Source organism: Pseudomonas sp. B23(2017) (assembly GCF_002113725.1).
Taxonomy (GTDB): Bacteria; Pseudomonadota; Gammaproteobacteria; order Pseudomonadales; family Pseudomonadaceae; genus Aquipseudomonas; species Aquipseudomonas putida_Z.
The window spans coordinates 54,256-77,427 of the sequence record NZ_NEJM01000021.1; the positions used below are offsets into that span (position 1 = coordinate 54,256).

The 23,172-nt window shown below is 63.3% G+C and carries 23 protein-coding genes; 13 read left to right on the forward strand and 10 right to left on the reverse strand.

Features of this window, described 5'->3' with window-relative positions:
• Positions 1-75 precede the first annotated feature (75 nt).
• The 5 genes from CAG46_RS25535 to trpE all read left to right on the forward strand — a co-directional run bounded on the left by CAG46_RS25535 (position 76) and on the right by trpE (position 5,397).
• Positions 76-1,323 (forward strand): ABC transporter permease, encoded by a 1,248-nt coding sequence (locus tag CAG46_RS25535; protein WP_013970602.1) that lies wholly within the window; start codon positions 76-78, stop codon positions 1,321-1,323.
• A gap of 11 nt (positions 1,324-1,334) precedes the next feature.
• Positions 1,335-2,162 carry an ABC transporter permease gene (locus CAG46_RS25540; RefSeq protein WP_013970603.1) on the forward strand — a complete coding sequence of 276 codons (828 nt, stop codon included), beginning with the start codon at positions 1,335-1,337 and terminating at the stop codon, positions 2,160-2,162.
• A 194-nt stretch (positions 2,163-2,356) separates the two neighbouring features.
• Entirely contained in the window at positions 2,357-3,031 is a 675-nt protein-coding gene (rpe, locus tag CAG46_RS25545; RefSeq protein WP_075044416.1) for a ribulose-phosphate 3-epimerase, read from the forward strand.
• Entirely contained in the window at positions 3,028-3,846 is an 819-nt protein-coding gene (locus CAG46_RS25550) for a phosphoglycolate phosphatase (protein WP_085618962.1), read from the forward strand. Before rpe ends, CAG46_RS25550 begins: the two co-directional genes overlap by 4 nt.
• 69 nt (positions 3,847-3,915) lie before the next feature.
• Positions 3,916-5,397, forward strand: a complete 1,482-nt coding sequence (gene trpE / locus CAG46_RS25555; protein ID WP_013970606.1) for an anthranilate synthase component I — start codon at positions 3,916-3,918, stop codon at positions 5,395-5,397.
• A 131-nt stretch (positions 5,398-5,528) separates the two neighbouring features.
• On the opposite strand, the gene estP is transcribed toward trpE, so the two are convergent.
• Entirely contained in the window at positions 5,529-7,409 is a 1,881-nt protein-coding gene (estP, locus tag CAG46_RS25560; protein WP_085618964.1) for an esterase EstP, read from the reverse strand.
• Positions 7,410-7,778: 369 nt separating this feature from the next.
• Here estP and CAG46_RS25565 point away from each other — a divergent pair, with 369 nt between their 5' ends.
• The 4 genes from CAG46_RS25565 (at position 7,779) to CAG46_RS25580 (ending at position 11,149) form a co-directional block, all read left to right on the forward strand.
• Positions 7,779-8,372, forward strand: a complete 594-nt coding sequence (locus tag CAG46_RS25565) for an aminodeoxychorismate/anthranilate synthase component II (protein WP_003259809.1) — start codon at positions 7,779-7,781, stop codon at positions 8,370-8,372.
• Positions 8,373-8,381: 9 nt separating this feature from the next.
• A complete protein-coding gene (gene trpD, locus CAG46_RS25570; protein ID WP_085618966.1) occupies positions 8,382-9,431 on the forward strand; it encodes an anthranilate phosphoribosyltransferase in 1,050 nt (349 codons plus the stop codon).
• Positions 9,428-10,261, forward strand: coding sequence for an indole-3-glycerol phosphate synthase TrpC (gene trpC, locus CAG46_RS25575; protein ID WP_025337472.1), 834 nt, complete (start codon positions 9,428-9,430; stop codon positions 10,259-10,261). The genes trpD and trpC overlap by 4 nt, the downstream gene beginning before the upstream one ends.
• Positions 10,262-10,444: 183 nt before the next feature.
• On the forward strand, positions 10,445-11,149 hold the full coding sequence (locus CAG46_RS25580) for a lipoate--protein ligase family protein (RefSeq protein ID WP_025337473.1): 705 nt from the start codon (positions 10,445-10,447) through the stop codon (positions 11,147-11,149).
• On the opposite strand, the gene crp is transcribed toward CAG46_RS25580, so the two are convergent.
• Positions 11,146-11,790 carry a cAMP-activated global transcriptional regulator CRP gene (crp, locus tag CAG46_RS25585; RefSeq protein ID WP_012270218.1) on the reverse strand — a complete coding sequence of 215 codons (645 nt, stop codon included), beginning with the start codon at positions 11,788-11,790 and terminating at the stop codon, positions 11,146-11,148. The two genes, CAG46_RS25580 and crp, sit on opposite strands and share 4 nt — an antisense overlap.
• Positions 11,791-11,981: 191 nt before the next feature.
• On the opposite strand from crp, the gene CAG46_RS25590 reads away from it, so the two are divergent.
• Complete coding sequence (locus CAG46_RS25590; RefSeq protein WP_025337475.1) at positions 11,982-12,410, forward strand: OsmC family protein; 429 nt, start codon at positions 11,982-11,984, stop codon at positions 12,408-12,410.
• A gap of 116 nt (positions 12,411-12,526) precedes the next feature.
• On the opposite strand, the gene CAG46_RS25595 is transcribed toward CAG46_RS25590, so the two are convergent.
• The 6 genes from CAG46_RS25595 to hemJ all read right to left on the reverse strand — a co-directional run bounded on the left by CAG46_RS25595 (position 12,527) and on the right by hemJ (position 16,953).
• Entirely contained in the window at positions 12,527-13,567 is a 1,041-nt protein-coding gene (locus CAG46_RS25595; RefSeq protein WP_085618968.1) for a DUF2157 domain-containing protein, read from the reverse strand.
• A gap of 10 nt (positions 13,568-13,577) precedes the next feature.
• On the reverse strand, positions 13,578-14,225 hold the full coding sequence (coq7, locus tag CAG46_RS25600) for a 2-polyprenyl-3-methyl-6-methoxy-1,4-benzoquinone monooxygenase (RefSeq protein WP_025337477.1): 648 nt from the start codon (positions 14,223-14,225) through the stop codon (positions 13,578-13,580).
• 65 nt (positions 14,226-14,290) lie between these two features.
• Positions 14,291-14,629, reverse strand: coding sequence for a histidine triad nucleotide-binding protein (locus CAG46_RS25605; RefSeq protein WP_013970615.1), 339 nt, complete (start codon positions 14,627-14,629; stop codon positions 14,291-14,293).
• A gap of 63 nt (positions 14,630-14,692) precedes the next feature.
• Positions 14,693-15,475 (reverse strand): SDR family oxidoreductase, encoded by a 783-nt coding sequence (locus CAG46_RS25610; protein ID WP_085618970.1) that lies wholly within the window; start codon positions 15,473-15,475, stop codon positions 14,693-14,695.
• 67 nt (positions 15,476-15,542) lie between these two features.
• Complete coding sequence (locus tag CAG46_RS25615; protein WP_085618972.1) at positions 15,543-16,499, reverse strand: nitronate monooxygenase family protein; 957 nt, start codon at positions 16,497-16,499, stop codon at positions 15,543-15,545.
• 28 nt (positions 16,500-16,527) lie between these two features.
• A complete protein-coding gene (gene hemJ / locus CAG46_RS25620; protein WP_003258833.1) occupies positions 16,528-16,953 on the reverse strand; it encodes a protoporphyrinogen oxidase HemJ in 426 nt (141 codons plus the stop codon).
• A gap of 141 nt (positions 16,954-17,094) precedes the next feature.
• Between hemJ and argC the strand changes: the two genes are divergently transcribed.
• The gene (gene argC / locus CAG46_RS25625; protein WP_085618974.1) at positions 17,095-18,129 is read left to right on the forward strand and encodes an N-acetyl-gamma-glutamyl-phosphate reductase; all 1,035 of its coding nucleotides are present in this window, start codon (positions 17,095-17,097) and stop codon (positions 18,127-18,129) included.
• A 146-nt stretch (positions 18,130-18,275) separates the two neighbouring features.
• Positions 18,276-18,626 (forward strand): iron-sulfur cluster insertion protein ErpA, encoded by a 351-nt coding sequence (erpA, locus tag CAG46_RS25630; RefSeq protein WP_015268740.1) that lies wholly within the window; start codon positions 18,276-18,278, stop codon positions 18,624-18,626.
• A 59-nt stretch (positions 18,627-18,685) separates the two neighbouring features.
• Here erpA and CAG46_RS25635 read toward each other — a convergent pair whose 3' ends face one another.
• Together CAG46_RS25635 and CAG46_RS25640 are read right to left on the reverse strand one after the other, a co-directional pair.
• Positions 18,686-19,777, reverse strand: coding sequence for an anhydro-N-acetylmuramic acid kinase (locus CAG46_RS25635; RefSeq protein WP_085618976.1), 1,092 nt, complete (start codon positions 19,775-19,777; stop codon positions 18,686-18,688).
• A gap of 4 nt (positions 19,778-19,781) precedes the next feature.
• Positions 19,782-21,203: a peptidoglycan DD-metalloendopeptidase family protein gene (locus CAG46_RS25640; RefSeq protein ID WP_085618978.1), complete on the reverse strand. Its 1,422-nt coding sequence runs from the start codon at positions 21,201-21,203 to the stop codon at positions 19,782-19,784.
• A gap of 213 nt (positions 21,204-21,416) precedes the next feature.
• Here CAG46_RS25640 and tyrS point away from each other — a divergent pair, with 213 nt between their 5' ends.
• The gene (gene tyrS / locus CAG46_RS25645) at positions 21,417-22,616 is read left to right on the forward strand and encodes a tyrosine--tRNA ligase (protein WP_085618980.1); all 1,200 of its coding nucleotides are present in this window, start codon (positions 21,417-21,419) and stop codon (positions 22,614-22,616) included.
• Positions 22,617-23,172 lie beyond the last annotated feature (556 nt).

Below are 23,172 nucleotides of genomic sequence, written 5' to 3' on the forward strand. Positions count from 1 at the left end.
GTATCTGTAGGAGCTGGCTTGCCTGCGATGGGCTGCGCAGCAGCCCCATTTTCAGTTCGTATCGCGGAGTTCGCCATGGCCATTGCAGTGCCCCTCAAAGAAGGCGCAGGTCCAAGTCTCAAGCAGCGCCTCAAGCACGCCGAGCGGGTCAACCGCTGGAAGGCGCAGGCGTTGATCGCGCCGCTGGCGCTGTTTCTCCTGCTGGTGTTCCTGGTGCCGATCGCGGCGCTGCTGTACAAGAGCGTCGGCAACCCAGAAGTGGTTGGCGGCCTGCCGCGCACCGTGGGCGTCATCACCCAGTGGGATGGCAAGAGCCTGCCGGGCGAGGACGTGTACAAGGCGTTGAGCCAGGACCTGGCCGAGTCGCGCAAGAACCAGACCCTGGGCGACCTTTCCAAGCGCCTGAACATGGAGCTGGCCGGTTACCGCAGCCTGTTGGCCAAGACCGCGCGGGCGCTGCCGTTCAAGAGCGAACCCGCTTCCTATAAAGATGCCTTGCAGGCCCTCGACGAGCGTTGGGGCGACCCGGCCTACTGGCAGGCGATCCGCCGCAACACCAGTACGGTCACCTCGTTCTACCTGCTGGCTTCGCTCGACCACCGCATCGATGACCTTGGCGAACTGGCCAAGGCCACCCCGGACCAGGCCATCTACCTGGATATCTTCGCCCGCACCCTGTGGATGGGTGTGGTGATTACTGCCATCTGCCTGGTGCTGGCCTACCCGCTGGCCTACCTGCTGGCCAACCTGCCGACCCGGCAGAGCAACCTGCTGATGATCCTGGTGCTGCTGCCGTTCTGGACCTCGATCCTGGTGCGGGTGGCGGCGTGGATCGTGCTGCTGCAGTCGGGTGGCCTGATCAACAGCGCGCTGATGGCCATGGGCATCATCGACCAGCCGCTGGAACTGGTGTTCAACCGCACCGGCGTGTACATCTCGATGGTGCACATCCTGTTGCCGTTCATGATCCTGCCGCTGTACAGCGTGATGAAGGGCATTTCGCCAAGTTACATGCGTGCGGCGATCTCGCTGGGCTGCCACCCGTTCGCCAGTTTCTGGCGGGTCTACTTCCCGCAGACCTACGCCGGGGTTGGCGCTGGTTGCCTGCTGGTGTTCATCCTGGCCATCGGCTACTACATCACCCCGGCACTGCTGGGCAGCCCGAATGACCAGATGGTCAGCTACTTCGTGGCCTTCTACACCAACACCAGCATCAACTGGGGCATGGCCACCGCGCTGGGCGGGCTGTTGCTGCTGGCGACCGTGCTGTTGTACCTGATCTATAGCTGGCTGGTCGGCGCCAGCCGCCTGCGCCTGAGCTGAGGAGCCTTGTCATGCTGAGCCCTTACATGTCGCCCGTGGAGCGGGTGTGGTTCTACAGCCTGCGCATTCTTTGCGGTTTGATCCTGCTGTTCCTCATACTGCCGGTGCTGGTGATCGTGCCGCTGTCGTTCAACAGTGGCAGTTTCCTGGTGTACCCGCTGCAGGGCTTCTCGCTGCAGTGGTACCAGGACTTCTTCGGCTCGGCCGAGTGGATGCGGGCCTTGAAGAACAGCATCATCGTCGCCCCGGCAGCCACAGTGCTGGCCATGGTGTTCGGCACCCTGGCGGCCATCGGCCTGACCCGTGGCGACTTCCCTGGCAAGTCGCTGGTGATGGCGCTGGTGATTTCACCGATGGTGGTGCCGGTGGTGATCATCGGTGTGGCCAGCTACCTGTTCTTCGCCCCGCTGGGCATGGGCAACAGCTTCACCTCGCTGATTCTGGTGCATGCGGTACTGGGCGTGCCGTTCGTCATCATTACCGTGTCGGCGACCTTGCAGGGCTTCAACTACAACCTGGTGCGCGCGGCAGCCAGCCTGGGCGCCTCGCCGCTGCTGACTTTCCGCCGGGTGACCCTGCCGCTGATCGCGCCCGGGGTGATTTCGGGGGCGTTGTTCGCCTTTGCCACGTCGTTTGACGAAGTAGTGGTGACCCTGTTCCTGGCCGGGCCGGAGCAGGCGACCCTGCCGCGACAGATGTTCAGTGGTATTCGCGAGAACCTGAGCCCGACCATTGCCGCGGCGGCGACCTTGCTGATTGCCTTCTCGGTGGTATTGCTGCTGACCCTTGAGTGGTTGCGTGGGCGTAGCGAGAAGCTGAGGACCCAGCAGCCTGGTTGAAGGTGTGTTGCCTGTGCTGGCCTCTTCGCGGCTAAAGCCGCTCCCACAGGATTTGCGCAGCTTTCGATGCCTGCGGGGTCCCTGTGGGAGCGGCTTTAGCCGCGAAGGGGCCGGTACAGGTTGATGCTAATCAGCCTTCATCCGCTTCCCTGGGTTACAATGCGCGCCACCGTGATTCTGCCAACAGGTGCGCCATGCAGCCCTACGCTATTGCCCCCTCCATTCTCTCCGCCGATTTCGCCCGACTGGGCGAGGACGTCGACAAGGTATTGGCCGCGGGTGCCGACATCGTCCACTTCGATGTCATGGACAACCACTACGTCCCCAACCTGACCATCGGCCCGATGGTCTGCACCGCCCTGCGCAAGTATGGCGTCACCGCCCCGATCGATGTGCACCTGATGGTCAGCCCGGTCGACCGCATCATCGGCGACTTCATCGAAGCTGGTGCCACCTACATCACCTTCCACCCGGAAGCCTCGCAGCACATCGACCGTTCGCTGCAGCTGATCAAGGACGGTGGCTGCAAGGCCGGCCTGGTGTTCAACCCGGCCACCAGCCTGGACGCGCTGAAGTACGTGATGGACAAGGTCGACATGGTGCTGCTGATGAGCGTCAACCCGGGCTTCGGCGGGCAGAAGTTCATCCCTGGCACCCTCGACAAGCTGCGCGAGGCGCGTGCGCTGATCGACGCCAGCGGCCGTGATATCCGCCTGGAAATCGACGGTGGCGTCAACGTCAACAACATCCGCGAGATCGCTGCCGCTGGCGCCGACACCTTCGTGGCCGGCTCGGCAATCTTCAACGCCCCGGACTACCAGGAAGTGATCGCCAGGATGCGTTCCGAACTGGCTCAGGCCCGCCCATGAGCGGCTTCGAGCAGCTGTTCCCGGGGACGCTGCCCAGGCTGGTGATGTTCGATCTGGACGGTACCCTGATCGATTCCGTGCCAGACCTGGCCGCCGCCGTGGACCGCATGCTGCTCGAACTGGGGCGCCCGCCTGCCGGCCTGGAGGCGGTGCGCCACTGGGTGGGCAACGGTGCCCAGGTGCTGGTGCGCCGGGCGCTGGCCGGTGGCATCGACCACGCTGCCGTGGACGATGCGCTGGCCGACCAGGCGTTGGCGTTGTTCATGGACGCCTATGCCGAAAGCCACGAACTGACCGTGGTCTACCCCGGTGTGCAGGACACCCTGCGCTGGCTGCGCAAGCAGGGCGTGGAAATGGCGCTGATCACCAATAAGCCCGAACGCTTCGTTGGCCCGCTGCTGGACCAGATGAAGATCGGCAACTACTTCCGCTGGATCATAGGCGGCGACACCCTGCCGCAGAAAAAGCCCGACCCTGCGGCGCTGCTGTTCGTCATGCAGATGGCCGGTGTCACCCCGCAGCAGTCGCTGTTTGTCGGCGATTCACGCAGTGATGTGCTGGCGGCCAAGGCGGCTGGCGTGCAGTGCGTGGGCCTGACCTACGGCTACAACCACGGCCGACCGATCCACGACGAAGCCCCCAGTCTGGTGATCGACGACCTGCGCGCATTGCTGCCCGGTTGCGCAGACCCGGCCACTGGGATAACGTTGGCGGACCTTCAAGCCTCACAAGACAGAGAGTCCACCGTGGCGGTTACCGGCAAATTCTGGATGAAAGTCATCAAGGCCCTGGCCCGTTGGCGTTGGCGCGCCTGACTTCAGCCTGCCGGCGCGTGCCGGCCCGTCCGTTTGCCTGACCTATTGCTGCTTGCCACGAGGCTACCCATGACCCGCGAAGAATTCCTGCGCCTGGCCGCTGCCGGCTACAACCGCATTCCCCTGGCCTGCGAAACCCTGGCCGACTTCGACACGCCGCTGTCGATCTACCTGAAACTGGCCGACCAGCCCAACTCGTACCTGCTCGAATCGGTGCAGGGCGGCGAGAAATGGGGCCGTTACTCGATGATCGGCCTGCCATCGCGCACGGTGATGCGTGTGCACGGCTACCACGTCAGCATCCTGCAGGATGGCGTGGAGGTGGAAAGCCACGATGTCGAAGACCCGCTGGCCTTTGTCGAAACCTTCAAGGACCGTTACAAGGTCGCCGATATCCCTGGCCTGCCGCGCTTCAACGGCGGCCTGGTCGGCTACTTCGGCTACGACTGCGTGCGCTATGTGGAAAAGCGCCTGGGCGCCAGCCCCAACCCGGACCCGCTGGGTGTGCCGGATATCCTGCTGATGGTGTCCGATGCGGTGGTGGTGTTCGACAACCTGGCGGGCAAGATGCACGCGATCGTGCTGGTCGACCCGGCTGAAGAGCAGGCTTTCGAACAGGGCCAGGCACGCCTGCAAGGCCTGCTGGAAACCCTGCGTCAGCCGATCACCCCACGCCGTGGCCTGGACCTGAGTGGCCCGCAGGCTGCCGAGCCGGAATTCCGCTCCAGCTATACCCGCGAGGATTACGAGAACGCCGTCGGCCGCATCAAGGAATACATCCTGGCCGGTGACTGCATGCAGGTGGTGCCGTCGCAGCGCATGTCGATCGACTTCAAGGCTGCGCCAATCGACCTGTACCGCGCGCTGCGCTGCTTCAACCCGACGCCGTACATGTACTTCTTCAACTTTGGCGACTTCCATGTGGTCGGCAGCTCGCCCGAGGTGCTGGTACGCGTCGAGGACAACCTGGTCACCGTACGCCCGATTGCCGGCACCCGCCCGCGTGGCGCTACCGAAGAGGCCGACCGCGCGCTGGAAGACGACCTGCTGTCGGACGACAAGGAAATTGCCGAGCACCTGATGCTGATCGACCTGGGCCGCAACGACGTCGGTCGCGTGTCCTCGACCGGCAGCGTGCGCCTGACCGAGAAGATGGTGATCGAGCGTTACTCCAACGTGATGCACATTGTGTCCAACGTCACTGGCCAGCTGCGCGAAGGGCTGACGGCGATGGACGCACTGCGGGCGATCCTGCCGGCCGGTACGCTTTCGGGTGCGCCGAAGATTCGCGCGATGGAGATCATCGACGAGCTGGAACCGGTCAAGCGTGGGGTTTACGGTGGTGCCGTCGGTTACTTCGCGTGGAACGGCAACATGGATACCGCCATTGCCATCCGTACCGCGGTAATCAAGGACGGTGAGCTGCATGTGCAGGCTGGGGGCGGCATCGTTGCCGACTCGGTGCCGGCGCTGGAGTGGGAAGAAACCATCAACAAACGCCGGGCAATGTTCCGCGCGGTGGCGTTGGCCGAGCAGACTTCGGCCAAATAAGTTGATCGGGGCTGCGTTGCAGCCCTTCGCGGGCTCGCCCGCTCCCACAGGGAAATCACATGCTGCAAGGCCTGTGCAATACCTGTGGGAGCGGGCGAGCCCGCGAAGGGCCGTAAAGCGGCCCCATCAATTCAAAAGTCGACGCTGACGCCCAAACTCACCCCCTGCTGCGTCAATTCATCACTCTTGCGCCAGTTATAGTTGCCGCGCAAATGCACCCCCGCCACCACTTCATGGCTCACCCCCAGGCTCGCCCGGGTCAGGTCGCTGTGCGGCGTATACCCTGTCAGGGTGAAGTCATTCGCCGGCAGGCTGGTCAGGTGCATCGTCACATCCTGCTGGTCATCCTCGAACTCATGCTCCTGCGCCACCTCGGCGAACAGGCGGGTACTCGGCAGCACCTGCACGCTGCCCAGCAACCCCACGCCCAAACGGCGTGATGTACGTTCCTGGTCATCGAAGCCCAGCGCCGTCGAGCGCCCGCTTTTCTCGTCATAGCCATCCACCTTCACCCGCGCATAGTCGGCACTGATGAACGGAGCCAGCTGCCAGTTGCTGCTCTCGGCTGCCAGGTTGTAGCCCAGCCGCCCCGACATAGCCCAGGCCTCGCCATCGGTATCGCCCTTTTCGCTGCGGTCGTTCACGCCAAGGGCGAAGGTGCGCTTGAGGTCGCTGTAGTCCAGGTGCCCGGCGGTCAGCGCCGCGTCGGCCCACCAGCGGTCCTGGCGGTATTGGGCGAAGGCGCTGGCAAGGTAGCTGTCCAGCTTGTAGTCCGAATCCTGTGCGCCGGCTTCCAGCTTCTGCCGGTACACGCCGCCGGCCAGGCCCAGGCGCCATGCATCGTTCAGGCGATAGCTGCCGCCCAGGGTCAGGTTGTAGCCGCGGCCATCGCCGCTGGCCGCGCTGCGCTGGCCGTCGAAGTCCAGGTCCTGGGCTCCGGTGGCAACGAAGGCTTGCCACTGGCCAACTGCCTGCCAGGGTGTCTGCCACTGGTTGCGCAGTTCGTCCTGGTGGGCACGCAGGCTGGCGTGGGCCATTTCCGGGAGCAGGGTCAGTTCCCAGGGGGCGGCGATAATCGAATAGGCGTAGTCGGCAATCAGTTGCTGGCCGGCGATGGTCGGGTGCACCGAGTCGTTGAACAGCAGCTTGGTCGGGTCTGGCGTGGCGCCGTTGATGCCGTACACCGGGTTTTCCAAGCAGCCTTCGCCGCTGTAGCAGGTGCCGACCAGGTTCTGGCCGCTGGCCAGGCCGAACTGCTCGGGGCTGGCCAGCGCTTCGCTCAGCAGCACGGGGATGTTCAGCGGAATGATTTCGGCATCGATCTGCCCCAACTGGCTGAGCAGGGACTGGTTGAACGCGCCGGAAAGCAGCGACAGCGGGTTTTGTTGCGGCGTACCGCTGAAGTTCGGTGTCTGCCCGAGGTCGGGCAGCAGCCAGACCATGATGTAACGGGCACCGCCTTGCTGCAGGGCCTGGGCGCTGGCGGCCAGGCGGGCGCCAGCGGCCACGGCATCGGCCGGGCTGTTGACCAGGCCTTGCAGGAAGTCATTGCCGCCGCCAGTCAGGTAATACAACGCGTTGGGGTCGGCGCGCAGGCCGTTGGCCAGGTAGCCCGGTTTATCACGCAGTACCTGCCCGGCGCCGGGGCGCCCTGGCGGGATGACGGTCTCGGAGGTAGTGGTGATCGAATCCAGGATCTGCTGGGTGGTGTAGCCACCGACTGCCCAGTTGTTGCCGTCGGGAAGGCCCAGTACCGGATTGACCGGGGAGGTGGAAGGGCCAAGCTCGGTCGGGCTCACACCGAGCCGCCCGCCCAGGATCATCGGTGACACGGGCGCATAATTGCCATTGGCATCGCGGTTGGTGAAGCGCACCCCGCCAAACTGCCCGGCGTCGCTGAGGCTGTCACCAAACACGATCATGCTGGAGTAGGGCGAGGGTGCTGCGAACGCCTGGCTGCAGGCCAGTGCCAGTGAGGCAACGGTAAAGCGCAATAACGGTGCTTTTCGCATCGGTGAACATCCTTTTCTTTGTTTTTATGAAGGACAACCCGATCGACCTTAGCAAATCGCAGTGCATCCCTCCCAAGTCCATTCGTTTCCCCGTGTTTACAGGCATATTGCGCCCGCCGCCCCGGTAGGCTACTGTGCCGGGACGTATGAGCGAGACCTATCCTGTGTTGATCGTCAGCAAACTCTTGATGCGCGTAATCAAGGCCCACGCCCGTTGGCGTTGGCGCGCCTGACTTTATCCCCTGCCGGCCCGTCCGGCCCGCCCCCGTTTGCCTTCCTGTCTACCGCCCCTTGTGGCAAAGCCGCGCCTGTTGGCTGGTGCAGAAAGGTTCGAATTCTGAAGTCAGTAGATTCAAGAGGTTTAACCCGATGTTACTGATGATCGACAATTACGACTCATTCACTTACAACGTCGTTCAGTACCTTGGCGAGCTGGGTGCCGAGGTAAAGGTCATTCGCAATGACGAAATGACCATCGCCCAGATCGAAGCCCTCAACCCCGAGCGCATCGTCGTATCTCCAGGCCCGTGCACGCCGAGCGAGGCGGGCGTGTCCATCGAGGCCATCCTGCACTTTGCCGGCAAGCTGCCGATCCTTGGCGTATGCCTGGGCCACCAGTCCATCGGCCAGGCCTTTGGTGGTGATGTGGTACGTGCCCGCCAGGTGATGCACGGCAAGACCAGCCCGGTACATCACCGTGACCTGGGCGTGTTCGCCGGCCTCAACAACCCGTTGACCGTGACCCGTTACCACTCGCTGGTGGTAAAGCGCGAAACCTTGCCCGAGTGCCTGGAAGTGACCGCCTGGACCGCCCATGCTGACGGTTCGGTCGACGAGATCATGGGCCTGCGCCACAAGACGCTGAATATCGAAGGGGTGCAGTTCCACCCCGAGTCGATCCTGACCGAACAGGGCCACGAACTGTTCGCCAACTTCCTCAAGCAGACTGGCGGCCGCCGCTAAGGATCGAACATGGATATCAAGAGTGCGTTGAGCCGTATCGTCGGCCAGCTGGACCTTTCTACCGAAGAAATGCGCGACGTCATGCGCCAGATCATGACCGGCCAGTGCAGCGAAGCGCAGATCGGCGCCTTCCTGATGGGCATGCGCATGAAGAGCGAAAGCATCGACGAGATCGTCGGTGCGGTGTCGGTGATGCGCGAGCTGGCCGACAAGGTCGAACTGCAGAGCCTCGATGGCGTGGTCGATATCGTCGGTACCGGCGGTGATGGCGCCAACATCTTCAACGTGTCCACCGCCTCGTCGTTCGTCCTGGCGGCTGCAGGTTGCACCGTGGCCAAGCATGGCAACCGCGCGGTGTCAGGCAAGAGCGGCAGTGCCGACCTGCTGGAGGCCGCCGGTATCTACCTGAACCTGACGCCCACCCAGGTGGCCCGCTGCATCGACAGCCTGGGCATCGGCTTCATGTTCGCGCAAAGCCATCATTCGGCCATGAAGCACGCTGCCGGCCCGCGTCGCGAGCTGGGGCTGCGCACCCTGTTCAACATGCTCGGCCCGCTTACGAATCCGGCCGGGGTGAAGCACCAGGTGGTCGGTGTATTCGCCCAGACCCTGTGCCGCCCGTTGGCTGAAGTACTGCAGCGCCTGGGCAGCAAGCACGTGCTGGTGGTGCACTCGAAGGACGGCCTGGACGAGTTCAGCCTGGCTGCGCCGACCTTCGTCGCCGAACTGAAGAATGGCGAAATCAGCGAATACTGGGTAGAGCCGGAAGACCTCGGCATGAAGAGCCAGAGCCTGCACGGCCTGGCCGTCGAGAACCCGCAGGCGTCGCTGGAGCTGATCCGCGATGCGCTAGGCCGACGCAAGACCGAAAACGGCCAGAAGGCCGCCGAGATGATCGTGCTCAATGCGGGCGCGGCGCTGTATGCCGCTGACCATGCCATGAGCCTGAAAGCCGGTGTGGAACTGGCCCACGACGTACTGCACACCGGGCTGGCCTGGGAGAAGCTGCAGGAGCTGGGTGCCTTTACTGCAGTATTCAAGGTGGAGAACGAAGCATGAGTGTGCCGACGGTGCTGGAAAGGATCATCGCCCGCAAGTTTCAGGAAGTGGCCGAGCGCAGCGCGCGCGTCAGCCTTGCCGAACTGGAGGCCCTGGCCAAGGCTGCCGACGCCCCGCGTGGCTTTGCCAAGGCCCTGATCGAGCAAGCCGCGCGCAAGCAACCGGCGGTGATTGCCGAAATCAAGAAGGCCTCGCCGAGCAAGGGCGTGATTCGCGAGCATTTCGTGCCGGCGGAAATCGCCGTCAGCTACGAGAAGGGCGGGGCGACGTGCCTGTCGGTGCTGACCGATGTGGACTACTTCCAGGGCGCCGACGAGTACCTGCAGCAGGCCCGCGCGGCGGTGTCGCTGCCGGTGATCCGCAAGGACTTCATGGTCGACCCGTACCAGATCGTCGAGGCCCGGGCCCTGGGCGCGGACTGTGTTCTGCTGATCGTGTCGGCGCTGGATGACGTGAAGATGGCCGAACTGGCGGCCACGGCCAAGGATGTCGGCCTCGACGTGCTGGTGGAAGTGCACGACGGCGATGAGCTGGAGCGCGCGTTGAAAACCCTGGATACACCGCTGGTGGGGGTGAACAACCGCAATCTGCACACCTTCGAGGTCAGCCTGGAAACCACCCTCGACCTGCTGCCGCGTATTCCGCGTGATCGTCTGGCGATTACCGAGAGTGGCATCTTGAACCGGGCCGATGTGGAGCTGATGGAGATCAATGAGGTCTACTCCTTCCTGGTCGGTGAGGCGTTCATGCGCGCCGAGCAGCCGGGGCTGGAGCTGCAGCGGTTGTTCTTCCCGGAACAGGTGAAGAAGACTGTTCAGCAACTGGACTGATCAAATGAAGCCGGCGTTATTGCCGGCTTTTTTGTATGCCTGTAATGGCCCCTTCGCGGCGGTCCGACGCTTCGGCTCGCCCGCTCCCACAGGTTCTCCATCACCCTCGGGGCCTGTGGTAATCCCTGTGGGAGCGGGCGTGCCCGCGAAGAGGCCCTGAATAACAACATCAAAGGTGGATCAATGACCGATCAACCCCTGGCCCTGACCGTAGAACAAGGCCTGCACGCCGAACAGGAATTGCTGGCCGCCGTCTGCCGCGGCGAGCGCGACAGTGGCGTGCTGTTCTGGCGCCCGACCGACCACGCCCTGGTCATGCCCCGGCGCATGAGCCGTCTGGACAATTTCGAAGCCGCCTGCTCGGAGCTGGCGATTGCCGGCTGGCCGGTGCTGCTGCGCGAAACCGGCGGCGAGCCGGTGCCGCAATCACACGCCACGGTGAACGTTGCTCTGGTCTATGTTGCCCCCCGCAGCGAAGGCGACCACGGCCGTATCGAAAACGCCTACGAGCGCCTGTGCCTGCCGCTGTGTGACGTGCTGCGGGAGTGGGGCGGGGTGGCGTCGGTGGGCGAAATCGACGGCGCCTTCTGCGATGGCCGCTACAACGTCAACCTCAATGGCCGCAAACTGGTGGGCACCGCCCAGCGCTGGCGCCAGGGGCTGGGTGGCAAGCGCCCGGTGGTGCTGGTGCACGGTGCGCTGCTGCTGGACAACGAGCGTGAATCGATGGTGGCGGCGGTCAACCGCTTCAACGAGTGCTGCGAGCTGGAGCAGCGCTGCCGCGCCGATGCGCACATCGCCCTGCACGAAGTGGCGCCTGCGGCCCCATGGTTCGAGCGGCTGTCGCAAGCCTATGCCAAGGTACTGGCCGACCTGCCCAGGGACTAGCGGGTACCGTAGACCACCATGGTCTTGCCCTTGACCTGCACCAGGCTGCGTTCTTCAAGGTCCTTGAGGACGCGGCCGACCATTTCCCGCGAGCAACCGACTATGCGGCCGATTTCCTGACGAGTGATCTTGATCTGCATGCCGTCGGGGTGGGTCATGGCGTCGGGTTGCTTGCACAGTTCCAGCAGGCAGCGGGCGACACGCCCAGTAACGTCGAAGAACGCGAGGTCGCCGACCTTGCGCGTGGTGTTGCGGAGGCGCTGGGCCATCTGGCTGCCCAGGGCATAGAGGATTTCCGGGTCCTGGCGCGCCAGTTCGCGAAACTTCTCATAACTGATTTCGGCTACTTCGCATTCGGTCTTGGCGCGCACCCAGGCACTGCGCTGCTGTTCACCCTCGACCGGTTCGAACAGGCCCAACTCGCCGAAGAAGTCGCCATTGTTGAGGTAGGCGATGATCATTTCATGGCCGTCATCGTCCTCGATGAGGATGGTGACCGAACCCTTGATGATGAACGACAGTGTCTCGGCCCGGTCGCCGGCGCAGATGATGTTGCTTTTGGCGGTATAGCGACGGCGCTGGCAGTGCACCAGCAGCTTGTCGATGTTCTTGATCTTGGCGGGTAGGGCGGAAGCAACCATCACGAAATCCTGTTCGATATGACGCATAGGCTTTTTATAAAGGTCTGCTGGCGGAACGCGCCAGTCATTTGGCGCCAGCTTATCAGACACTACAGGATGTTTCGGTACTAAACCGACACGACTCGTGCTTTTCCCACAGCCGTACAAGGTCTAAGCTGACACCCTTTTCCGAAAATCAGGAGTCCGGGTAGATGAAGGCACGTATCCAGTGGGCCGGTGAGGCGATGTTCCTCGGCGAATCGGGGAGCGGCCATGTCGTCGTGATGGACGGCCCGCCCGAGGCCGGCGGCCGTAACCTGGGCGTGCGCCCGATGGAAATGCTGTTGCTGGGCCTGGGTGGCTGCAGCAGCTTTGACGTGGTCAGCATTCTGAAGAAGTCGCGCCAGGCGGTGGAAAGCTGCGAGGCGTTTCTGGAGGCTGAGCGTGCCAGCGAAGACCCGAAGGTGTTTACCAAGATCCACATGAACTTCGTGGTGAAGGGGCGTGGGCTGAAGGAGGCCCAGGTCAAGCGAGCGGTAGAGCTGTCGGCGGAGAAGTATTGCTCGGCTTCGATCATGCTCGAGCGTGCCGGGGTTGAGATTACCCACGGGTACGAGATTGTAGAGCTGGGTCAAGGCTGACATTTTGGGGCCGCTTTGCGCCCCATCGCGACACAAGGCCGCTCCTACAGGGGATCGCGTACCACCTGCAGGAGCGGCCTTGTGTCGCGATGGGGCGCAGAGCGGCCCCGACAATTTCAGCTGCGAAGCGCCGGCAGCGCAGCCCGCACCCACCCCGGCAAACAATCGCGCATCACCCGGCTCAACCGCTCCCGCCGCTTCTGGTAAACCAGCCCCAGCCCGATAACCCCCAGCCCGATCAAGGTCACCACCACCGGGAACAGCAGCGAGTCGGCAAACACCTCGTACGACAGGTACCCCAGGTAAGCCGCCACGCCCAACGCCCCGAAAACCATGAACACCGGCCGACGCAACAGCACCGCCATACCCATCAGGGCAATATTGATCAGGCAGTACAAGGCCTTGCCCAGCTCGCTGCCGCTGTCCACCAGCGTCAGCCCGCCCCAGAATGCCGCCAGCCCGGCCAGGTAGCCCCAGTGGGCGTAGTCTTCGCGGGTGCGGCCGTCCACCCCGACGAACACCACCAGCAACCCGAGCCCGAACCACAGCGAAACCTCGCGGCGCTGTTCCCAGCTGAATGGCGAGCCGAAGAACCATTCGCTCAGGTCCATCGACATGAACCACAAGGCCACGGCAATCGGCATGACGATGAACGGGTAGGGGATCAGCCTCAGCATCAACAGCCCGGCAAGCACCGTGGCTGCTTCCATTGCCAGCCAGCCGCTCTGCACGTAGGTGTAGTACTGGTGATAGTTTGCCTGCGCATCATCCATTGGCCACCAGCCAGCCAGCCGTTCGATGGCGAACACCGCCAATGGCACGATGCTGACCGCGACTGCCGCCAGCACGCCGGCCGCGACGGGCTGTACGCGCCGTTGCAGGTTAACGGCGAACAGCGTGAGCAGCAGGATATAGAGGCTGGCGATGACCAGCAGCGCCCAGTCGCCGATGCGCATCCAGGCTTCGGTGAGCAGCCAGCCCATGGCTGCCATGATCAGCATGGCGCCGAAGTAGAAAGCCACATGGGCCAGCTGGAAGCTGCCGCGCTGTGCCGGCTGCTGGCGCAGGAAGGCCAGCAGGGCCTGGTCCTGGCCCGGCTGGAGAATGCCGGCTTGCACGGCGCGCGCCAGGTCCTTGGCGTCGAAACGGTCCGTCATGGTGATGCCTTCAGATACGGTAGGTGCTCTTGGTCATGACCTTGGCCAACAGGCTCATGCCAAAGCGAACAGGCGCGGGGAAGCGATAACCGCCGGCTTCCAGTGCAGACTCGGCGTGCTGTTCCTCATCGATGCGCATCTGCTCGAGGATGGCCCGGGACTTTTCGTCTTCCTGCGGGATCTGCTCCAGGTGCTCGTCGAGGTGCTTGCAAACCTGGTGCTCGGTGGCGGCGACGAAGCCCAGGCTGACCTTGTCGCTGACCAGCCCGGCGAGTGCGCCGATACCGAACGACATGCCGTAGAACAACGGGTTGAGCACGCTGGGGTGGCTGTTCAGCTGGCGAATGCGCTGTTCGCACCAGGCCAGGTGGTCCACTTCTTCCTCGGCGGCGTGTTCCATGGCCTTGCGCACTTCGGGCAGCTTGGCGGTCAGGGCCTGGCCCTGGTACAGCGCCTGGGCGCAGACTTCACCGGTGTGGTTGATACGCATCAGCCCGGCAACATGACGAGCCTGCTGTTCGTCCAGGTCGACGTCCGGCTGGACGATGGCCGGCGATGGGCGGGCGGGTTGGCCGCTGAAGGGCAGCAAGGTGCGCATGGCGGTATCGGCCTGCAGCAACAAGCGGTCGAGCGGCGAGTAGTGACGTTCGGTAGCCATCGGGCACCTCCGCAAGAATGTGCCCGACAGTTTACCGCAATAGTGGCAGGGTCGCTTGCCGTGGATCAGCCCGGTGGCCAGTGCATCTGGCGCTGGCCAAGCACGTGCATGTGGATGTGGTAGACGGTCTGGCCGCCTTGCTCGTTGCAGTTCATCACTACGCGGAAGCCTTCCTCGCAGCCAAGTTCCTTGGCCAGACGCTGGGCGGTGAACAAGATGTGACCAGCCAGGCCTTTGTCTTCTTCGGTCAAGTCATTTAGGGTGCGGATGTGCTTTTTCGGGATGACCAGAAAATGCACGGGCGCCTGGGGGGCGATATCGTGGAACGCCAGAACCTGGTCGTCCTCGTAGATGATCTTCGCCGGGATCTCCCGGTTGATGATCTTGATGAATAAATCGTCCACAGCACTTGCTCCATGGTGAGGGTCGGGCCGAGTGTACTCAGCCGGGCGCCGCTCGCCCAGTGGCTATTCCATGCCGACCGGGCAATAGCGGCGGTGGATGGCCCCTGCCAGCTTGCGCACCAGCCACCGTGGCAGCAGGCGCGGGGCGAACGCCAGCCAGCGGTTGCGACGGCCGGGCAGTATCAGTGCGCGGTTCTTGTCCAGCGCGCGCACGGTGTATAGCGCCACTTCCTCAGGGCTGAGACAGCGTGGCTTGCCATCCAGCCGCGGAATGCGCCGGCGCGAGGAGCGCACCGGGCCGGGGCACAGTACCGAAACCTTTATGCCGGTGCGCTTGAGTTCTTCACGCAAGGCCTGAGAGAAGCTCAGCACATAGGCCTTGCTGGCAGCATAGGCGGCCATCCACGGGCCAGGTGCCACCCCAGCCAGGCCGGCGACATTGAGGATCTGCCCGCCGCCCTGCACGGCCATCAGGTTACCGATGGCGTGGCACAGGCGGCTCAGGGCCAGCACGTTGACTTCCAGCAGGTCCTGTTCGTCGGCCCACTCATGGGCCAGGAATGGCCCGTAGGTGCGCAGGCCGGCACAATTGACCAGCAGGTCGATGCGCCGCTCGCCTTCCTCCAGTTCCAGCACGAAGCCCGACAGGCGCAACGGCTGGCTGAGGTCGCAGGCACGGAACAGCACCTCGACACCGAAGCGTTGGGTCAGCTCGATGGCCACCGGTTCCAGCGTTTCACGCTGGCGTGCCACCAGGATCAGATTGCGCCCGCGCCGCGCCAGGGCTTCCGCCAGGGCCAGGCCCAGGCCGCTGGAAGCACCAGTGATCATGGCGTAACGGGTCATGCAAGGCTCCTGGGGGCTGAAGAGGGCGCCTAGTGTACAGCTTGGCCGGGCAAGGTGTTGCCTTTTGCTACAGGGTGCGGGCGTGCAGGGCCTGGCAGCGTTCCAGGGCGTCCCGGTACTCGTCATGCAGCCGTCCGATCAGCGCGCTGGCGCTGGGCAGGTCGTCTATACCGCCGACCCCCTGGCCCGCCGACCACACGGTCTTCCAGGCCTTGGCTTCGTCGTCGACCGGCTTGAGTTTGCCTTGCTCATGGCCGCCCTTGATGGCGTTCATGTCATAGCCGGCCTGTTCCAGGCTCGGGCGCAGGAAGCTGGCGGGGACGCCGGACACCGCCGGGGTGTGGACGATGTCGGCGGCATGGGAATCGAGCAGCATCTGCTTGTAGGCGCTCGGGGCCTGGCTTTCTGCGGTGGCGATGAAGCGGGTGCCCATGTACGCAAGGTCCGCACCCAGCATTTGCGCGGCGAGGATCTCGTGGCCGTGGTTGAGGCAGCCGGCCAGCAGCAGGGTCTTGTCGAAGAACTGGCGAATCTCCGCGGCCAGGGCGAACGGGCTCCAGGTGCCCGCATGGCCGCCTGCGCCTGCAGCAACGGCGATCAGGCCATCGACACCGGCTTCGGCGGCTTTCTCGGCATGGCGGCGGGTGGTGACATCGTGGAACACCAGGCCGCCGTAGCCATGCACGGCATCGACCACTTCCTTCACCGCGCCGAGGCTGGTGATGACGATCGGCACGCGGTGTTCCACGCACAACGCCAGGTCGGCCTGCAGGCGCGGGTTGGTCGGGTGGACGATCAGGTTGACGGCATAGGGGGCTGGCGCCTGCAGCTGTGCCAGGCCTGCCTCGATTTCCTCCAGCCAGGCCTTGAAGCCGGCGCTATCGCGCTGGTTCAGGGCCGGGAAGCTGCCGACCACGCCGCTGGAGCAGCAGGCCAGTACCAGCCTGGGGTTGGAGATCAGGAACATCGGTGCGGCAACCACGGGCAGGCGCAGGCGTTGTTCGAGGGAGGCAGGTAACGACATGGCAAGGCTCCTTGAGCGGGTGGCTATGTCAGAACGGTTTGACCACCACCAGAATCACGATACCCAGCAGGAACAGCACGGGCACTTCGTTGAACCAGCGATAGTAGACGTGGCTGCGGGTGTTGCTGCCGCTAGCGAAGCGCTTGCGCTGGGCGCCGCACATGTGATGGTAGACGGTCAGCAAGATGACCAGGGTCAGCTTGGCATGCAGCCAGCCCTGGCTGAGCCAGCCGGGCGTGAGGTAGAGCATCCACGCGCCGAACACGTAGGTGGCGATCATCGCCGGGTTCATGATGCCGCGAAACAGCTTGCGCTCCATGGTCACGAAGCGTTCCTGGCTGATGCTGTCCTGGCTTTGGGCGTGGTAGACGAACAGCCGCGGCAGGTAGAACAGGCCGGCGAACCAGCAGACCACGCTGACGATATGCAGCGCTTTGATCCATAGGTAAAGCATGGGGGAGTTCCTTCAGATATTCACGGTCGTCAGATAGTAGTGGTCAAGCGCCCGAAGGGTCACCCGAAGAGTTGTTACAGGCGCCTTGCGCCCCTATTATCGTGCGCTTTCCAGACGGCTCGTTGATAAGGGGCAAGCGTTATGATCAAGGTCGGTATCGTCGGCGGCACGGGTTACACCGGCGTCGAACTGTTGCGTCTGCTGGCACAGCATCCACAGGCCGAAGTGGCGGTCATCACTTCGCGCTCCGAGGCGGGCGTTGCAGTGGCGGACATGTACCCGAACCTGCGCGGCCACTATGACGGGCTGGCGTTCAGCGTGCCGGACAGCAAGACCCTGGCCGCCTGCGACGTGGTGTTCTTCGCCACCCCGCACGGTGTTGCCCACGCCCTGGCTGGCGAACTGCTGGCGGCCGGTACCAAGGTGATCGACCTGTCGGCCGACTTCCGCCTGCAGGACGCCGCCGAGTGGGGCAAGTGGTACGGCCAGCCGCACGGTGCGCCAGAGCTTCTCAAGGGCGCGGTATATGGCCTGCCTGAAGTCAACCGCGAGAAGATTCGCCAGGCGCGCCTGATCGCTGTGCCGGGTTGCTACCCGACCGCCACCCAACTGGGCTTCCTGCCGCTGCTGGAAGCTGGCCTGGCCGACCCGTCGCGCCTGATCGCCGACTGCAAGTCGGGTGTCAGCGGCGCTGGCCGTGGTGCGGCGGTGGGCTCGCTGTTCTGCGAGGCCGGCGAAAGCATGAAAGCCTACGCAGTGAAGGGCCATCGCCACCTGCCGGAAATCAGCCAGGGCCTGCGCCTGGCCGCTGGCAAGGATATCGGCCTGACTTTCGTGCCGCACCTGACGCCAATGATCCGTGGCATCCACGCCACCCTGTACGCTACCGTCGCCGACACCTCGGTCGACCTGCAGGCGCTGTTCGAGAAGCGTTACGCCGATGAACCGTTCGTCGATGTGATGCCGGCTGGCAGCCACCCGGAAACCCGCAGTGTGCGCGGCGCCAACGTCTGCCGCATTGCCGTTCATCGCCCGCAAGGTGGTGACCTGGTGGTGGTGCTGTCGGTGATCGACAACCTGGTCAAGGGCGCGTCCGGCCAGGCGGTGCAGAACCTCAACATCCTGTTCGGCCTGGACGAGCGCATGGGCTTGTCACACGCGGGCCTGCTGCCGTAAGCCGCCAGCGTTCGAAAAGGCCCGCGTCGTGCGGGCCTTTTTGTAGGTCGCGACTAAAGCCGCACAATTCTTGACCGATTTTCTCGGGAAAGCGGATAATGCGCGTCATCGAGTTTTATGGCGGCTACCACGCCGGGAGAATCAACATGAGCGTCGAAACCTTCACCCCCACCGCTTTGGAATTCACCCACGGCGCTGCGCAAAAGGTGAAGAACCTGGTTTCCGAGGAAGGCAACGATCGTCTGAAGCTGCGCGTGTTCGTCACCGGTGGCGGCTGCTCGGGCTTCCAGTATGGCTTCACCTTCGATGAAGACGTGGCCGAAGACGACACCATCGTCGAGCGCGAAGGTGTTTCCCTTGTGGTCGACCCGATGAGCTTCCAGTACCTGGCCGGCGCCGAGGTGGATTACCAGGAAGGCCTGGAAGGCTCGCGCTTCGTGATCAAGAACCCGAACGCTGCTACCACCTGTGGCTGCGGCTCCTCGTTCTCGATCTGAGGCCTGGCCATATGAAAACGCCGCGCAATTGCGCGGCGTTTTGCTTTCTGGCGTAACGTTCAGGCCGGGTAGATTGCGCCGAGTACGCGCAGGCCCTTGGCCGCTGTCACGCTAGGGCGATTGGCAGCGATGCCTTCCAGGCAACAGTGGGCCAGCCAGGCGAAGGCCATGGCTTCCACCCAGTCCGGGTCCACGCCATGGGCGCCGGTGCTGGCGACACGGGCGTCGGGCAGCAACTGGCCGAGGCGTGCCATCAGGGCGCCGTTTCGCGCACCGCCCCCGCAGACCAGCAGCGCTTCGGTGCCTTGCTGGGCGTTGCTCAACGAGTCGATGATGCTGCGTGCGGTCAGTTCCAGCAATGTTGCCTGTACGTCCTCGTCGCGGTAAGCGGGCAGGCGGGTCAGGTGGCCATCCAGCCAGGGCAGGTTGAATACTTCGCGGCCGGTGCTCTTCGGGCCGCTGCCGGCGAAGAACGGGTCGGCCAGCAGTGCACTGAGCAAGTCGGCCTGCACCACGCCCGAGGCAGCCCAAGCCCCATCCGCATCGTAGGCCTGGCCGCGCTTGCGCTCGATCCAGGCATCCAGCAGCACGTTGCCCGGGCCGCAGTCGAAGCCGTGGACTGGCTTGTCGTGTTCGATCAGGCTGAGGTTGCTGAAACCGCCCACGTTGAGAATGGCCAGGCGCTGGCCCAGGTGGCTGAACAGGGTTTCATGGAAGGCCGGCACCAGTGGCGCACCTTGGCCGCCGGCGGCCACATCGCGACGGCGGAAGTCGGCGACCACGCTGATACCGGTAAGCTCGGCTAGCAGCGCCGGGTTGCCGATCTGCACGGTAAAGCCGCGTGCAGGTTCGTGGCGGATGGTCTGGCCGTGGCTGCCGATGGCGCGGATGGCTCCGGCCTGCAGCCCTTGCCTGGCCAGCAGTTGGCGGATGCCTTCGCCTGCCAGGCTGGCCCAGCGATTTTCCGCCAGTGCAGCGCGGGCGATCTCGTCAGGGCCGCTGCTGCAAAGGCCCAGCAGTTCCTGGCGCAGGTCGCCGGGCATGGGCAGGTAGTGGGTGGCGAGCAGTTCGAGCTGCTCGCCTTGTTCGATCAAGGCAATGTCCAGGCCATCGAGGCTGGTGCCGGACATCACCCCCAGGTAGAGCGCCATGGGCTTAGCGCTTGTTCGCTGCGAGCAGGGTGGCCTTTTCCTGATCCATGCGGGCGATCAGGGGTTGGCTCTGCTGCAGGAAACGCTGGCGCTCGTTCCTGGCGATCGGGTCGGCCATCGGCACTTTCTGGCTTAGCGGGTCGACGTGCACACCGTTGACCTGGAACTCGTAGTGCAGGTGCGGACCGGTGGACAGGCCGGTGGTGCCGATGTAGCCGATGATCTGGCCCTGCTTGACCGAGCCGCCGGTCTTGATGCCCTTGGCAAAGCCCTGCATGTGGCCGTACAGCGTCTTGTAGCGGTTACCGTGCTGGATGATCACGGTGTTGCCGTAACCACCGCGGCGCCCGGCCAGCTCGATGCGGCCGTCACCGGCTGCCTTGATCGGAGTGCCGCGCGGGGCGGCGTAGTCGACGCCCTTGTGGGCACGGATCTTGTTCAGGATCGGGTGCTTGCGGCCGGCGGAGAAGCGCGAGCTGATGCGGGCGAAGTCGACCGGGGTGCGGATGAAGGCCTTGCGCAGGCTGTTGCCATCAGCGGTGTAGTAGCTGGTGTTGCCCTGCTTGTTGGTATAGCGCACGGCGGTGTAGGTCTTGCCGCGGTTGGTGAAGCGCGCGGACAGGATGTTACCGGTGCCGACGACCTTGCCGTCCATTACCTTCTGCTCGTAGACCACGTCGAATTCATCGCCCGGGCGAATGTCCTGGGCGAAATCGATGTCGTAACCCAGCACGCGGGCCATGTCCATGGTCATGCTGTGGGACAGGCCGGCGCGCTGGGCCGAGGCCGACAGCGAGCTTTTGATCACGCCGTGGGCGTAGGCGGTACGCACTACCGGCTTGCTGATTTGGCGGTTGAAGGTATAGCCCTTGTCGGTCTTGGTCAGGCGAATGGTTTCGAGGTTGCTGACCTTGCTGTGCAGGCTGGCCAGCTGGCCGTCCTTGTCGAGCTCGAACTGCAGCACCTGGCCGTGCTTGAGCTGGCTGAACTGCTTGGCCTGCTTGTTGCTGGCCAGTAGGTCGTGCACCGCATTGGTCGGCAAGCCGACCTTGGCGAACAGGGTGGACAGGGTATCGCCCCGGGCCACGGTGACTTCACGGTGGCTGGGTTGCTTGGCGGCTTCGACGACCGGTTCGGCGGCAGGGGCTTCCTGCTCGGCCTTCTGGGTCTCGGGGGTGGCCTCTTCGATCTGGGCGAATGGCGAGCCTTGCTCACCTTCTGCCTGCACCAGGGGCGCAGCGCGGGATTCGTCCTTCAACTGCTCGGCAGGGCTCTCCAGCTCGAGGTTGAGGGTGGTTTTCTTGGCTTCCACTTCGCTGGAGGGGAACACCAGCAGGGCCAGGCTGAGCAGGGCGGCGATGCCGCTGGCGGCCAACAGATGGCTTTTCGGATAAAGCGGGGGCGCTTTAGGCGGTTCGTTGGTCATGGGCAAGGTGACTTTGAAAAAGGTGAAATGGAAAAGATGAATGACATGATGAAGATGAAATAACTGTATAAAATATAACCAAATCCATTTTCACGCAAGGGCGCGTAGACGCCGCAAGCCCGGGTTCGGGTCACATTCCTTTGCGAAACTTGTAATTGACGGCCGATCTTGTATGGTTGGCTCCCCCTGAATCTGAGCCTTGCGGGTTTGTCTATGAAGTCGGTTGAAGAGCAGCTGGCGCTTATCAAGCGCGGTGCGGAAGAAGTACTGGTCGAGTCGGAACTGGTGGAGAAGCTCAAGCGCGGCCAGCCTCTGCGCATCAAGGCCGGCTTCGACCCGACCGCGCCTGACCTGCACCTTGGGCACACGGTGCTGATCAACAAGCTGCGCCAGTTCCAGGACCTTGGGCACCAGGTCATCTTCCTGATCGGTGACTTCACCGGCATGATCGGTGACCCGAGCGGCAAGAGCGCCACGCGCCCGCCGCTGACCCGCGAGCAGGTGCTGGAAAACGCCGAGACCTACAAGCAGCAGGTGTTCAAGATCCTCGATCCGGCCAAGACCGAGGTCGCGTTCAACTCCACCTGGATGGACAAGCTGACCCCGGCCGACTTCATTCGCCTGGCGTCGCAGTACACCGTGGCGCGCATGCTCGAGCGCGATGACTTCGACAAGCGCTACACCACCAACCAGCCTATTGCCATCCATGAGTTCCTGTACCCGCTGGTGCAGGGTTATGACTCGGTGGCGCTGAAGGCGGATGTCGAGCTGGGTGGTACCGACCAGAAGTTCAACCTGCTGATGGGGCGTGAGCTGCAGCGCGCCTATGGCCAGGAAGCGCAGAACATCGTGACCATGCCACTGCTCGAAGGGCTCGACGGCGTGAAGAAGATGTCCAAGTCGCTGGGTAACTATGTAGGTATCCAGGAAGCGCCGGGGGTGATGTACAGCAAGCTGGTGTCGATCCCGGATACCCTGATGTGGCGCTACTTCGAACTGCTGAGCTTCCGTTCGATGGAAGAGATCGAGCAGTTCCGTGCCGACGTCGCCAATGGTGCCAACCCGCGCGACATCAAGATCAAGCTGGCGGAAGAGATCGTTGCGCGCTTCCATGGCGAGGAGGCTGCGGCCAATGCTCACCGTGCTGCGGGTAACCGTATGAAGGAAGGCGAGCTGCCGGAAGATCTGCCGGAAATCGAAGTGGCTGCGGGCGAAAGCCTGCCGATTGCTGCCGTACTGAACCGGGCTGGCCTGGTGAAGAACTCGGCTCAGGCGCGGGACTTGCTGAGTGGTGGTGCGGTGAAGGTCGATGGTGCGGTGGTTGATCGTGACTTCGTGTTTGCGCTGGGTGCTACCCATGTGTGCCAGGCGGGCAAGAAGTCGTTTGCCCGGGTTACCCTCAAGGCTGAGTGATAGTCGGTAGGTGTAGCTATATAGAAGCGGGGAGGCCGATAGGTCTCCCCGCTTTCGTTTTTCAGAGATATTAAAGTTTCTTGAAATTAAGGGTTGACGGGGTTTCGAATCCCCTTATAATGCGCCCCACTTCCAGCGACGCCGGAACGACAAACTCCTTGAAATTCAATGAGTTAGATAGTTGAAGCGAAGTTGGAAGGGCTACGATCTAATGATCGGCAGCGGTTGAGATGATGGTTGACAGCGCTTCTAAACGCTGTATGATTCGCCTCCCGCTACGAGAGATCGCAGCGAGTCAAGTGTTTGAGGCTAAACGAGTTTCTCGCAAAAAACTTCAAAATAAACGCTTGACAGCAAATGAGGAAAGCGTAGAATGCGCGCCTCGGTTGAGACGAAAAGCTCTTAACCAAACGCTCTTTAACAAATCGAATCAAGCAATTCGTGTGGGTGCTTGTGAGTACGGACTGATAGTCACAAAGATTATCAGCATCACAAGTGGCCATGCGAGAAATCACATAGTCATTTGAGATTGCTGAGCCAAGTTTAGGGTTTCTTA